The following is a 13589-nucleotide window of genomic DNA, read 5'->3' on the forward strand; positions in this document are numbered from 1 at the left end:
CAACCGCCTGCCCCGCCACCCCCCTACCTCCTACGATGGGGCCATGGTGACTGACGGGGAACTGCGGGGCCGGACGCGTGACTTGGACTTCTTCATCAGCTATTCGCCCGCCGACGAGCAATGGGCGTCCTGGATCGCGTGGACCCTGGAGGAGGCCGGGTACCGCACCGTCATCCAGGCGTGGGACTTCGTCGCCGGGACCAACTTCATCGACTTCATGGACCGCGGCGTCAGCGAATCCGTCGCCGTCATCGCCGTCCTCTCCGGCCACTACGGCCGCTCCACCTACGGCCGCATGGAATGGCAGGCCGCGCTCCGCGCCGAACCGGAGCAGCCCGAGCGCAAACTGCTGACCGTCCGCGTCGAGGACATCCCCATCGAGGGCCTGCTCGCCACCATCACCTACGTCGACCTCGTCGGCGTCACCGACCCTGCGACCGCCCGGAGCATGCTGCTCACCCGCGTCGGCCAGGCCGTCGAGGGCCACGCCCGCCCTGGCCACAGCCCCGGCTACCCCGGCTCCCTCACCGCCACCGGCTCCTTCCAGCTGCCCGCGCCCGCCACCGCCCCCGACGACCGGCAGCGCCCGCTCGGCCGCACCGGCTGGTCCGGCCGCCGCCGCCCCGCTCGCCCCCCGCAGTACCCGCAGGCCCCCGGCCCGGCCCGCGAGCAGGGCGCGCTGACGGTGCTGCACCTCGCCGGTCCGGACTTCGGCCGCGGCCGCGAACCGGACGCACTGCGCCGGGAGATCCGCAGCGACCTCGTCGAGCTGAAGGACGCCGGGGCGCCCTCGCCCGACCTCCTCGTCGTCACCGGCGACCTCACCGCCTCCGGCAGCCCCCGCGAATGCGATCAGGCCCTCAGCTTCCTCACCGGGCTGCGCTCCCAGCTCGACCTGCCGCCGCAGCGCGTCGTCGTCGTCCCCGGCAACCAGGACGTCAGCCAGGCCGCCTGCCGCGGCTACTTCCACACCTGCGAGGCCGACGAAATCCCGCCGCAGCCCCCGTACTGGCCCAAGTGGCGCCACTACACCCGCCTCTTCCGCGGCCTCTACGAGGGCCTGGACACCGTCTTCGACAGCGACCAGCCCTGGACCCTCTTCCCGGTCCCCGAACTCCACACCGTCGTCGCCGGGTTCAACTCCTCCATCGCCTCCAGCCACCGCCCCGACGACCAGTACGGTTTCCTCGGCCGCGACCAGGCCACCTGGTTCGCCGAGGCGCTGCGCGGTTACGAGGAGGAGGGCTGGCTGCGGATCGGCGCGCTCCGCCACCCGCTCACCGGCCGCCGCCGCCCCCAGGACGCCCCCGGTGGCCCCGGCACCCTCCGCGACGCCGACACCTTCACCCGGCTCGCCGCGCCCCGCCTCCACTTCGCCCTGCACGGCCCCAGCGGCGGCCCCCGCACCACCGGCGGCGAGCCGTCCCACGACCACCTTCCGCTCCACAACGGCGCCCTGCCGCTGTACGGTTCGGCCGCCCCCGCCGGGTTCGAGCTGCTGCACGTCACCGCCGACGGCGTCACCCGCTGGACCGGCGACGGCGGTACCGAACCGACCGTCTTCCCCGTCAGCTGGCAGGGCGCCGGACGGCTCTTCACCCCGCCCGGTGAGCCCGCCGGGCGGGGCATAGGGGCCGTCGCCGCGCCGCCCGCCGACCACCGCGCCGTCGACGAGCCCGCCGACTCCCTCGCCGAACGCGTCAAGGAGGTCTGCCGCGCCCGCCAGGAAGGCGTCCGCCTCCGCGACGTGCCCCGCGCCACCCCCGACGACCTCCCCCAGATCATGGTCACCTGGAGCGACGAGGGCGTCATCCGTCAGCAGCGCATCGCCGTCCACCCCGGCACCCCCACCGACGCCGAACTCGACCACTTCCTCGCCCAGGCGCTCGCCACCGACACCGGTTCCGACGCCGAACTGGTCCACGACGGGCCGCCGCCCGAGCAGGCGCTCCGCGAACGCGCCGGACGCCGCGGCGTCCGCGTCCGCAGTTTCCTCGAATTCCAGGGCCTGCTGGACCTGCGCTCCTACGTCACCGCCCAGACCGCCCGGCTGAGCAGTGACGACCGCTACGCCCCCGACCTCTACCTCCCGCAGCGCTACCGCGACGCCGAACGCCCCGACGCCGACGCCCGCGACCACCTCATCGAGGAGATGCTCCAGCTCCTGGAGACCGATCACGGCCGCTTCCTGCTGCTCCTCGGCGACTTCGGACACGGCAAGACCTTCGCCCTGCGCGAGCTGGCCCGCCGTATCCCCGAGCGCCTCCCGCACCTCACCCCGCTGCTCATCCCGCTGCACACCCTCGACCGCGCCCACAGCCTAGAAGGGCTCGTCGCCGCCCACCTCGCCGGGCACGACGTCGACACCATCGATCTGCGCGCCCTGCGCTACATGCTCGGCCAGGGCCGCGTCGTCCTCCTCTTCGACGGCTTCGACGAACTCGTCAACCGCGTCAGCTACGACCGCGCCGCCGACCACCTCCAGGTCCTCCTCAACGCCGCCGTCGACAACGCCAAGATCGTGGTCAGCAGCCGCACCCAGCACTTCAAGTCCCAGGATCAGGTCCTCACCGCGCTCGGCGAACGCGTCGGACTGCTCTCGCAGCGCCGCATCCTCGCCGTCGAGGGCTTCGTCCCCGAGCAGATCCGCGCCTACCTCGTCAACCGCTACGGCGACGAGGAGACCGCCGCCCGCCGCTTCGAACTCCTCGGCAACATCCCCGACCTGCTCGCCCTCTGCGCCAACCCGCGGCTGCTGAGCTTCGTCGCCGACCTCGACCCCGACCAGCTGCGCGCCGTCGCGGGCGCCGGACGCGCCCTGAGCCCCGCCCGGCTCTACGAGGACGTCTTCACCGCCTGGCTCGTCCACGAGGAACGCCGCGGCCAGGGCGGTCCCGGCGCCGCCCCCGGCCTCACCCTCGACCACCTCTGGGCCACGGTCACCGCCCTCGCCCGCCGCCTGTGGGAGACCGGCCGCAGCGCACTCCACCTCGACGAGCTGACCGACACCGTCGCCACCGCCCTCGCGGGGCTCGCCGGGACCACCCTCACCACTCAGGAGAGCGCCCAGGCGGTCGGCGCCGGTTCGTTGTTGATCCGCACCGACGACGGCCGGTTCCAGTTCATCCACGGCTCCGTCGTCGAATGGCTCATCGCCCGCGAAGCCGCCGACCGCCTCGCCGACGGCGACAGCGCCCTGCTCGCCGCCCGGCCGCTGAGCGCCCTGGCCGTCGAGTTCTTCTGCGACCTCGCCGACCACGACCTGTCCACCGCCTGGGTCCGTACCGTCCTCAACGCCCCCGGGCCCGGCGTCAGCGACGCGGCGCGCGCCAACGCCGTCCGCGTCATCGACCGGCTCCGCGTCCCCGCCGGCGCCGATCTGCGCGCCGCCCGCCTCTCCGGCGAGGACCTCTCCGGCCGTGACTTCTCCGGCGTCGACCTCACCGGCGCCGACCTCACCGACGCCCGCCTCATCGGCGCCAACCTCTCCGGCGCCGTGCTGCGCGACGCCCGCCTCAACGGCGCCCGCCTCGACCACGCCGACCTCTCCGGGGCCGACGTCACCGGCGCCGACCTGCGCGGCGCCCGGCTGACGCGCGCCGATCTGCGCGGCGCCGTGTTGACCCGCAGCCGCTGGCACCGCGCCGCGCTCATCGATCCGCTCATCGACCCGCAGGTCCGCGCCGCCCCCGAACTGCGCACCGCCTCCCTCGCCCCCGGTATGCCCGTCGAGGTCGGCTTCCGTCCCGCCGCCGTCGGCGTCCCGTACGGCTTCGACATGCGCACCAGCCGGCTGCCCGAACCCCTCTCGTACAGCCCCGAGGGCGAACTCCTCGCGGTGGGCAGCGAGGACGGCGGGGTGCTGGTCTGCGCCGCCGACACCGGCCGCGCGCTGCGCACCCTGCACGGCCACGAAGCCCGGGTCTACGCGGTGAAGTTCCGCTCCCGGGTGCTCGCCACCGGCGGCGCCGACGGCACCGTACGCCTGTGGGACCCGGTCTCCGGCCGCCAGCTGCACCGCCTGGACATCCACCCGGGCGGCGTCTGGCCGGTCTCCCTCGACGAGGCCGGTACCCTCCTCGCCACCGGCGACGCGGACGGTCTGGTCACCCTCTGGGACACCGCCACCGGCGAGCCGCTCCAGCAGCTGCCCGGCCACGCCGCCCCCGTCTACACCGCGGTGTTCAGTGCCGACGGCCGCACCCTCGTCACCGGCGACGCCGCCGCGGTCCTCCGCATCTGGGACACCGGTACGGGAGAGTGCACCGGCACCCTCGACGGCCATGAACACGCCGTGTTCCGGGCCCGGTTCAGCCCCGACGGCACCCTGCTGGCCACCGGCGACCACGGCGCCGACGGCCACGGCACGGTCCGCGTCTGGGATCTGGCCGGGCGCCGGCTGCTGCACACCTTCACCGGCCACACCGGCCGCGTCTACACCCTCGACTTCCACCCCGAGGGGAACCTCCTCGTCAGCGGTGACACCGACGGCCAGGTACGGCTGTGGGACCCGGTCGTCGGCGCGCCCGCGGGCGCTCTGGAGCGGTGCACCGGCGCCGTCTACCAGGTGATGTTCGGCAACGGCGGACGGCTCCTGGCGGCCTGCGACAGTGACGGCACCGTCCGGCTGTGGCGCGTCGCGCTGAGCGGCGGCCACCGCGCCATCAGCCTGCTGCGGCAGCAGCCCGTCGAGCACCGCGGCTCCGCCTGGGCCTGCCGGTTCCGCCCGCAGGGCAGCCAGCTCGTGACCGTCGGCAACGACGGCGGCGCGCAGATCTGGGATGCCGACACCGGGCAGGGCCAGCGGATCCTGCGCGGCCACGGCCGCCGGGTCAACACCGTCGCGTTCAGCGCCGACGGCGCCCGCCTCGCCTCCAGCGGCAACGACGGCATCGTCCGCCTCTGGGACGCCCGCACCGGCCGCCGCACCGCCGAACTCACCGGCCGCGGCGACCGGTTGATCTCCGGCGTCTTCAGCCCCGCCGGTCCGATACTGGGCACTGCCAGCAACGACGGCGACGTCTACCTCTGGAACGCCGTGACCGGCGAATATCTGCGCGAGATCGATGTGGAGACCGACCACACCTGGGCCGAGGCGTTCAGCGCCGACGGCACGCTGCTCGCCACCGCCAACGACGACGACTCCGTCCGCCTGTGGTGGCGCGCCACCGGCGCCCATGTCGCCACCCTCGCCGACCACCGGGGACGGGTGCGGTCCATCGCCTTCCGGGGCGACGGCACCACCCTCGCCACCGGCTGCGACGACGGACGGGTCCGCCTCTGGGAGCAGGAGAGCGGCCGGCTGACCGCCGAACTCGACGGCCACGCCGACCGCGTCTACGCCGTCACCTTCGGCGCCGACAGCGACTGGCTGGCCAGCGCCTCCTGGGACGGCACCGCCCTCATCTGGCGCGACGGCGCACCTCGCCACGTCCTCACCGGGCACCACGGCCGCCTCTGGGCAGCCGTCGCCCACCCCCGGCTGCCGCTCCTCGCCACCGCCGGTGACGACCGCGTCATCTGCCTGTGGGACGCCCGCACCGGCACCCGCGTCGCCCGCCTCACCGGCCACACCGGACGCATCTTCTCCCTCGCCTTCAGCCCCGACGGCACCCGCCTGGCCAGCGGCGGCGAGGACGGCACGGTCCGCCTGTGGAACGTCCCCGCGCCGGACGGCCCGCCCACCCCGCACGCCACGCTCATCGGCGTCCCCGGCGGCTGGGCGGCGCTGACCCCCGAGGGCGGCTACAAGTACGAGGGCGAGGTCACCGGTGAGTTCTGGCACGTCGTCGGCATGGCCCGCTTCACCCCGGGCGAGCTGGACGAGTACCTGCCGGGGGTCCACCGGCTGCCGCTCGACGGGGAGTGGTGACGGGGCGGGCCACCGGCGTTCACGGATACGGAAATTCCCTGTGTCCGTGCATCGAGCCGGGATGACGAGGGAAACGGCCGGCAGGAAAACAGGAGAAGCGCACACCGCCCCAGGCGCACGCCTGCCCCGGCGCGCCCGCCATTGCGCCCCGCACACCCCGTGCGATCTGCTGACTCCGTAGAGCGTCCCGCCGGGCCGGTGTCCGTCCGGCCCGGTGGCCGTCCGCGTCCACCGAGGAGTCCGCCCGTGTTCACCACCCGCCCCACCCTCCAAGGCACCTTCGGGATGGCCGCCACCACCCACTGGCTGGCGTCCCAGTCCGCCATGGCGGTGCTGGAGGACGGCGGCAACGCCTTCGACGCGGCCGTCGCCGCCGGATTCGTCCTGCACGTCGTCGAACCGCATCTGAACGGCCCGGCGGGCGAAGTGCCGATCCTCCTCGCCCCGGCGGGCGGCCCCGTGCGCGTCCTGTGCGGCCAGGGCCCCGCACCCGCCGGGGCGAGCATCGCCCACTACACCGGCCTCGGCCTCGATCTGGTGCCCGGCACCGGACCCCTCGCCGCCGCCGTGCCCGGCGCCTTCGACGCCTGGATGCTGCTCCTCCGCGACCACGGCACCCAACGCCTCGCCGACGTCCTGCGGTACGCCATCGGGTACGCCGAACACGGTCACCCCGCCGTCGAGCGGATCGGCGAGACCGTCGCCACTGTCGGCTCCCTCTTCACCACCGAGTGGACCACCTCCGCCGCGCTGTACCTGCCCGACGGCCGCCCGCCCGCCCCGGGCACGCTGCTCCGCAACCGCCCGCTGGCCGCGACCTGGCGGCGGCTGACGGCCGGGGCGGAGGCCGCCGGGCCCGGCCGCGAGACGCAGATCGACGCGGCCCGCCGCATCTGGCGCGAGGGCTTCATCGCCGACGCCCTCGCCGACTTCGCCGCCCGCCCCGCCATGGACACCTCCGGGGAACGCCACGCGTCCACCCTCACCGGCGACGATCTCGCCGCGTACACCGCCACCTACGAGGACCCGGTCACCCACGACTGGAACGGCTGGACCGTCGCCAAGGCCGGGCCCTGGTCACAGGGCCCCGCCTTCCTCCAGCAACTCGCCCTGCTGCCCGGCGCCCTGCCGCCCTACGGCAGCCCCGCGTACGTCCACACCCTGATCGAGGGCTGCAAACTCGCGATGGCCGACCGCGAGGCGTGGTACGGCGACGCCGCCGACGTCCCCGTCGCCGCGCTCCTCGGTGACGCCTACAACGCCGCCCGCCGCGCCCTGATCACCGACACCGCCAGCCATGAGCTGCGGCCCGGCAGCCCCGACGGCCGCACCCCGCGGCTCGCCCGCCACGCCCGCGCGGCCGCCGCGGGCGCCGCCGCAGGCGCCTGGTCCCCGGGCGCCGGTGAACCGACCGTCGGCACCGGCCTTCCCAGGGCAGCCGACCCGGTGACCGGCCCCGACGGCGCCACCCGGGGCGACACCTGCCACCTCGACATCGCCGACCGCTGGGGCAACCTCGTCTCCGCCACCCCCTCCGGCGGCTGGCTCCAGTCCAACCCCGTCGTCCCCGGCCTCGGCTTCCCGCTCGGCACCCGCCTCCAGATGACCTGGCTGGAGGCGGGACTGCCGGGCAGCCTCACCCCGGGGCGCCGCCCCCGCACCACGCTGACGCCGTCCCTGGCGCTCCGCGACGGCGTGCCCGTCATGGCGTTCGGCACCCCGGGCGGCGATCAGCAGGACCAGTGGCAGGTCCACTTCTTCCTCGCGGTGGCGCTGCGCGAGCGGGTCCGCTCCGGCCTCGACCTCCAGGGCGCCATCGACGCCCCGAACTGGCACAACGACTCCTTCCCCGGCTCCTTCCACCCCCGCACCATGCGCCCCGGCGCCGTCACCGTCGAGTCCCGCATCGGCCCGGACGTCGTCGACGGGCTGCGCCGCCGCGGCCACCACGTCACCGTCGGCGGCCCCTGGTCGGAGGGGCGGCTCTGCGCCGTGGCCCGCGATCCGGAGACCGGGGTGCTTTCGGCCGCCGCGAACCCGCGCGGTATGCAGGGCTACGCGGTCGGACGCTGAGCCGCCCGCAGGTCACGGGCGGTGCCCGGCACCCGTCCGTGGCCTGCGGGGCACCCGGAATTCACCTGTGGTCCGGCTGCCGTGTCAGTGGGGCATGGTTCGATGGAGACATGATCGAAGCAGTCGATAACCGTAATCCGGGAGAAAACGCACACCACACCGCCGCCCCGGCCGCCCGGCCGCTGGCCGCCGTCCCGACGCCCGAGGAAGCCGCCGCCGTCGAGGACGCGATCCGCCGCACCGCGGCCGAGGAGATCCTGCCGCGCTTCCGGCAGCTCGCCGCCGAGGACGTCGTGGAGAAGAACGGCCCGCACGACCTCGTCACCGTCGCCGACCGCCGCGCCGAGGAGCAGCTCACCGCCGCCCTCACCGCGCTGCTGCCGGGCTCCGTGGTCGTCGGCGAGGAAGCCGTCCACGCCGACCCGTCGATACTCGATGCGCTGCACGGCGACGCCCCCGTCTGGATCGTCGACCCGGTCGACGGCACCCGCCAGTTCGTCCACGGAGACCCCGGTTTCGCCACCCTCGTGGCCCTCGCCCACCACGGCGAGATCCTCGCCTCCTGGACGTACGCGCCCGCCCTCGGCCTGATGGCGGTCGCCCGCCGCGGCCACGGCGCCACGCTCAACGGCGCGCCGCTCGTGCCGCACCCCGCCGTGCCCGGCGCCGCTCTCGAAGTCGCCATCTCCCACTACGACTTCACCACCGACGACCAGAAGCGGGTGCTCGGCGCCCTCGATGCCGACGGCATCGCTCCGCGCCCCTGCGGCTCGGCCGGTCTGGAGTATCTGCGCATCGCCCGCGGCGAGATAGCGGCGACGGCCTTCAGCTGGGAGAACGCCTGGGATCACGCCGCCGGACTGCTCCTCGTCCAGGAGACCGGCGGCACTGACGCCACCGTCGCCGGGGTGCCGTTCGCCCTGACCGGGGGCAACGCCCTGCCCTTCACCGCGGCGCGGGATGCCGAGGTGGCCCGGCGTATCCTCGGACTGCTGGCAGCCGCCAACTGACCCCCGCGGCGGCGGGGGTCGCATACGAGGGGAGTGGCGCAGGTGCCGAGAATGCTTGATGCCGTGGTGATCGGGGCGGGGCCCAACGGCCTGACGGCCGCGGTCGAACTGGCCCGCCGCGGGCTGGCCGTGGAGGTCTTCGAGGCCCGCGACACCATCGGCGGCGGCGCCCGCACCGAGGAGCTGACCCTCCCCGGTTTCCACCACGACCCCTGCTCGGCCGCGCACCCCTTCGGCATCGGCTCCCCGGCGTTCGGCGCGTTGCCGCTCGCCCGGTACGGCCTGGAATGGCTCCACGCCGAGCTGCCGATGGCGCACCCCTTCCCGGACGGGACGGCCGCGGTGCTCGCCCGCTCCGTCAGCGCGACCGCCCGGTCCTTCGGCGCCCATGACGCCGGTGCGTACCGCAGGCTCGTCGCTCCGTTCCTCGGCAAGTGGGACACGATGGCGCAGGACTTCCTGCGCACCCAGTGGCTGGGCCTGCCCCGCGACCCGGTGACGTACGCCCGCTTCGGGCTGACCGCGATGCAGCCGATCACCCTGCTGGAGCGCCGTTTCCGGGACGAGAAGGCCCGCGGTCTGCTCGCCGGACTCGCCGCCCACGCCATGGCCCCGCTCGGCGGCTTCGGCACCAGCGGCCTGGCCCTGATGTTCGCGCTCGCCGGGCACGAGCGCGGCTGGCCGGTGGCGCGCGGCGGCTCCCAGGCGATCTCCGACGCGCTCGCCGGGCTGCTGCGCGACCACGGCGGTGTCGTCCACACCGATTTCGAGGTCAAGCGGCTCGACGATCTGCCTCCGGCCCGCGCCTATGTCTTCGACACTTCGCCCACCGCGCTCGCCCGCATCGCCGGTCTGGGCAACGCCTACCGCGACGTCCGGTACGGCCCGAGCGTCTTCAAGATCGACTACGCGCTCTCCGGCCCGGTGCCCTGGACGGCGGAGGAGGCCCGCCGGGCCGGGACCGTCCACGTCGGCCCGACCAGCGGCGAGATCGCCGCCGCCCTGGACGCCGCCTCCCGGGGCGCGGACCCCACCGTCCCGTTCCTGATCACCACCCAGCCCAGCCTCATCGACCCCACCCGCGCCCCCGAGGGCAAGCACACCTTCTGGGCGTACGGCCATGTCCCCAACGGCTGGGAGGGCGATGCGACCGAGGTCGTCGAGCGGCAGATCGAGCGGTTCGCCCCGGGCTTCCGCGATCTGGTGCTGGCCCGCGCCGTCGCCGGACCGCCCCAACTCGCCGCCCGTAATGCCAACTACGTCGGCGGCGACACCGCCACCGGCTCCGCCGCGGGCCTGCGCCTGCTGATCCGCCCCAAGCTCGCCCGCGTCCCGTACGCCACCGCGCACCCGGCTGTCTTCCTCTGCTCCCAGGCGGCCCCGCCGGGACCGGGAGTCCACGGCATGTCAGGCCACCACGCCGCCCGCGTCGTCTGGCGGCGTCTGCAGGGCGGCTCACGTTGAACGGCGCCTGAGCGCTCCGGGGCCGGACTCACCGGAGCGCCGAGCCCGCGATTCCGCGGGCGTGAGCGGGGCCCATGGGCCTGCCACGGCCCGGGACGGTCCCCCGATGCCATGGAAGCGCCACGTGCCGACCGCTACCCTCAACTGCCATGCGCATCCTTGTCCTTGGTGGTACCTCATTCGTGGGCCGGGCCCTTGTGGAAGACGCGCTCCGAGCGGGCGCGGACGTGACGCTGTTCGGCCGGGGCCGGACGGGACCCGAGCTGTTCCCGGGGGTGCCCCGGCGGATCGGCGACCGCGACACCGGCGACTACGCGGCGCTGCGGGAGGGGGAGTGGGACGCGGTCGTCGACGTCAGCGGCTATGTGCCGCGCCACGTCGGCCAGGCCATGGACGCGCTCGGCGACCGCGTCGGCAGATATCTCTTCGTCTCCAGCCAGGCCGTGTACGTCCGTACGGGCGTGGCCGCCGGGGCGGACGAGGACACCCCGCGCCGACCGCCCGTCCGGGGCACCGAGGAACTGACGGAGGAGACCTACGGGCCGCTCAAGGTGGCTTGCGAGGACGAGGTGTCCGCCCGGTACGGCGCACGGGCGACCGTGGTGCGGCCGGGGAAGGTCGTGGGGCCGCACGATGTGCAGGACGGCGTCACCTACTGGGTGCGCCGGGCCGCGCGGGGCGGACGGGTGGCCCTGCCGGGCCGTCCGGAGCAGCCGGTCCAGGTGATCGACTCCCGGGATCTGGCCCGCCTGATCATGCGGCTGCTGGCGGACGACCGGCCCGGCGCGTTCCACGCCGTCGGACCGGCTGAACCGACCACCCTGGGCGCGCTGATCCACACCTGCGCGCGGGTCGCGGGCAGCAGCGTCGACCTCGTCCAGGTGCCCGCCGGCGCGGTATCGCCGCGGCTGCCGCTGGTCCGGCCCGAACCGATGTGGCCGACCCAGCAACGCAGCCCGGCACGTGCGCGGGCCGCCGGGATGCCCGCGACCCCGCTGGAGACGACCCTCGCCGATGTCCTCGCCTGGGACCGCGAGCGCGGCGAACCGCCCCTGGACCACGGCCTGACCCCGGAGGAGGAGGCGCGTCTGCTGGCCGGGGTGTGATCCGGGGCGGCCCGGGGCGCGCCGCCGGTCAGCCCTCTGCGACGGCGCGTTCGTAGGCCCGGGTGAGTTCGGCGAGGACGCCGTCGGCGGGCAGGGGGCGGCCTTCCAGGTGGGTGGCGCGGAGTTCGGCCATGAAGCGCTCGCCCATCTCGGGGCCGCCGCGCGCCAGAAGCTGGGCGCGGATGGCGAGTTCGGGCGTGGTGGGCAGCCAGCGGGCGCCCCAGGCGCCCAGCTGCGTCAGGAGCGGGACGAGTTGGATGGCCGCCTCGGTGAGCCGGTACTCGATCTTCTGCCGGTGGCTCGGATCGTCGTGCCGGGTCAGCAGGCCGGCGCCCGCGAGCTTGGTGAGGCGGGCGGCGAGGATGTTCGACGCGATGCCCTCGACGGAGTGGCCGAGCAGTTCGCGGAAGTGCCGGTGGCCACCGAACATGACGTCCCGCAGCACGACCAGGCTCCAACGGTCGCCCAGCAGCTCGACGGTGAGATTGATGGGGCAGCCCGACTTCCCCGGCGGCACGGGCAGTCGATCGACCGATTCCGGTTGCGGGGTGTCCATGGTGGAGTACGGTACCACCGGTTGTTGAATGCAATCGGATGCCGGGGGCGGCTCCGGCTCCTTGAGGAGGCTTCATGTCACAGCTGTTGCGGGTGCAGTGCTTCAACGTGTCACGGGACGGGTTCGGGTCCGGTGAGGGGCAGAGCCTGGAGCGCCCCTTCGGGCACGCGGACCCCACCGCCCTCTTCTCCTGGGCGGGTGCCACCGCCAGCTGGGTGAACCGCACGGACCCCGGCGGCACCCGCGGTCTGGACGACTACTTCACCCGCGATCACACCCGGGGCATCGGGGCGGAGATCATGGGCCGCAACAAGTTCGGCCCCCAGCGCGGCCCTTGGGAGAACCACGAGTGGCAGGGCTGGTGGGGCGACACCCCGCCGTTCCGCACGCCGGTGTTCGTCCTCACCCATCACCCGCGCCCGTCGTTCACCCTGGCCGACACCACCTTCCACTTCCTCGACGCGACACCGGCCGAGGCGCTGGCCCGCGCGAAGGAGGCCGCCGCCGGGCGCGATGTCCGCCTCGGCGGCGGCGTCGCCACCCTCCGGGAATTCCTCGCCGCCGACCTGGTCGACACGCTGCACGTCGCCGTCGCCCCCGTCGCCCTCGGCCGCGGCGAACGGCTCTGGGAGAGCCCCGACGAACTCCTCGACCGCTTCCACCTGGAGAAGGTGCCCAGCCCCAGCGGCGTCACCCACCTGCTGTTCTGGAGGCGGTGACCGGACGGCCCCGCCCGCCTGACGCCCGCCCCGCCCGCGCGCCCTCTAGGCTCCCGCCCATGAACGCCGCATCCGACGCCTCGCAGGTCCCGCCCACCCCCGGCCCCCGGCTCGTCCTCGTACGGGGTGACATCACCGAGCAGCACGTGGACGCGGTGGTGAACGCCGCCAACTCCTCGTTGCTGGGCGGCGGGGGAGTGGACGGCGCGATCCACCGGCGGGGCGGTCCGGAGGTGCTGGCCGCCTGCCGCGAGCTGCGGGCGTCGCGGTACGGGCGGGGGCTGCCGACGGGCCGGGCGGTCGCGACCACGGCGGGCCGGCTCCCGGCGCGGTGGGTCATCCACACGGTCGGCCCCCGCTACGCGGCGGACGAGGACCGGTCCGCGCTGCTCGCCTCCTGCTACCGGGAGTCGCTGCGCGTCGCCGATGAACTGGGTGCGCGGACGGTCGCGTTCCCCGCGGTGTCCGCCGGAATCTACGGCTGGCCGATGGCGGACGCCGCACGGATCGCCGTGGAGACGGTCCGGGCCACGCCGACCGCGGTGGAGGAGGCCCGGTTCGTCCTCTTCGACGACCGGGCGTACGAGGCGTTCGCCGCGCAGGTGGCCTGACGCCGGTGGCGGGCGGGCCAGGTGCCGGAACCGCCCGGAAACGCGCCCGGGGGACCGGCCCGCCCCCAGGTCCGGTCAGGCGTTCCGCCTCGCCGGAAGCCCGGCCTCATGCCGAACCCCGGCCTCATGCCGAAGCCCGGCCTCATGCCGAAGCCTGGCCCCATGCCGAAGCCCGGCC

8 protein-coding genes are annotated in these 13589 nt (G+C 74.8%); 7 read left to right on the forward strand and 1 reads right to left on the reverse strand.

Annotated elements, in window-relative coordinates; translation table 11 throughout:
- Nucleotides 1–43 precede the first annotated feature (43 nt).
- The 5 genes from ACFWWQ_RS00435 (at nucleotide 44) to ACFWWQ_RS00455 (ending at nucleotide 11525) form a co-directional block, all read left to right on the forward strand.
- Nucleotides 44–5872, forward strand: coding sequence for a TIR domain-containing protein (locus ACFWWQ_RS00435; protein ID WP_384587678.1), 5829 nt, complete (start codon nucleotides 44–46; stop codon nucleotides 5870–5872).
- 246 nt (nucleotides 5873–6118) lie between these two features.
- The gene (locus tag ACFWWQ_RS00440; protein ID WP_384587681.1) at nucleotides 6119–7945 is read left to right on the forward strand and encodes a gamma-glutamyltransferase family protein; all 1827 of its coding nucleotides are present in this window, start codon (nucleotides 6119–6121) and stop codon (nucleotides 7943–7945) included.
- 110 nt (nucleotides 7946–8055) lie between these two features.
- Nucleotides 8056–8955: an inositol monophosphatase family protein gene (locus tag ACFWWQ_RS00445; protein ID WP_384587684.1), complete on the forward strand. Its 900-nt coding sequence runs from the start codon at nucleotides 8056–8058 to the stop codon at nucleotides 8953–8955.
- 51 nt (nucleotides 8956–9006) lie between these two features.
- The gene (locus tag ACFWWQ_RS00450) at nucleotides 9007–10419 is read left to right on the forward strand and encodes a phytoene desaturase family protein (protein ID WP_384587687.1); all 1413 of its coding nucleotides are present in this window, start codon (nucleotides 9007–9009) and stop codon (nucleotides 10417–10419) included.
- A gap of 149 nt (nucleotides 10420–10568) precedes the next feature.
- Nucleotides 10569–11525 carry an NAD-dependent epimerase/dehydratase family protein gene (locus tag ACFWWQ_RS00455; RefSeq protein WP_384587689.1) on the forward strand — a complete coding sequence of 319 codons (957 nt, stop codon included), beginning with the start codon at nucleotides 10569–10571 and terminating at the stop codon, nucleotides 11523–11525.
- A 28-nt stretch (nucleotides 11526–11553) separates the two neighbouring features.
- Here the strand turns inward: ACFWWQ_RS00455 and ACFWWQ_RS00460 are convergent, their stop codons facing one another.
- Nucleotides 11554–12081 (reverse strand): winged helix-turn-helix transcriptional regulator, encoded by a 528-nt coding sequence (locus ACFWWQ_RS00460; RefSeq protein WP_384587692.1) that lies wholly within the window; start codon nucleotides 12079–12081, stop codon nucleotides 11554–11556.
- Between the two features lie 74 nt (nucleotides 12082–12155).
- Here ACFWWQ_RS00460 and ACFWWQ_RS00465 point away from each other — a divergent pair, with 74 nt between their 5' ends.
- The gene (locus ACFWWQ_RS00465; protein WP_384587695.1) at nucleotides 12156–12800 is read left to right on the forward strand and encodes a dihydrofolate reductase family protein; all 645 of its coding nucleotides are present in this window, start codon (nucleotides 12156–12158) and stop codon (nucleotides 12798–12800) included.
- Nucleotides 12801–12859: 59 nt separating this feature from the next.
- Complete coding sequence (locus ACFWWQ_RS00470; RefSeq protein ID WP_384587698.1) at nucleotides 12860–13411, forward strand: O-acetyl-ADP-ribose deacetylase; 552 nt, start codon at nucleotides 12860–12862, stop codon at nucleotides 13409–13411.
- Nucleotides 13412–13589 lie beyond the last annotated feature (178 nt).

Source organism: Streptomyces sp. NPDC059080 (genome assembly GCF_042739975.1).
GTDB lineage: Bacteria > Actinomycetota > Actinomycetes > Streptomycetales > Streptomycetaceae > Streptomyces > Streptomyces benahoarensis.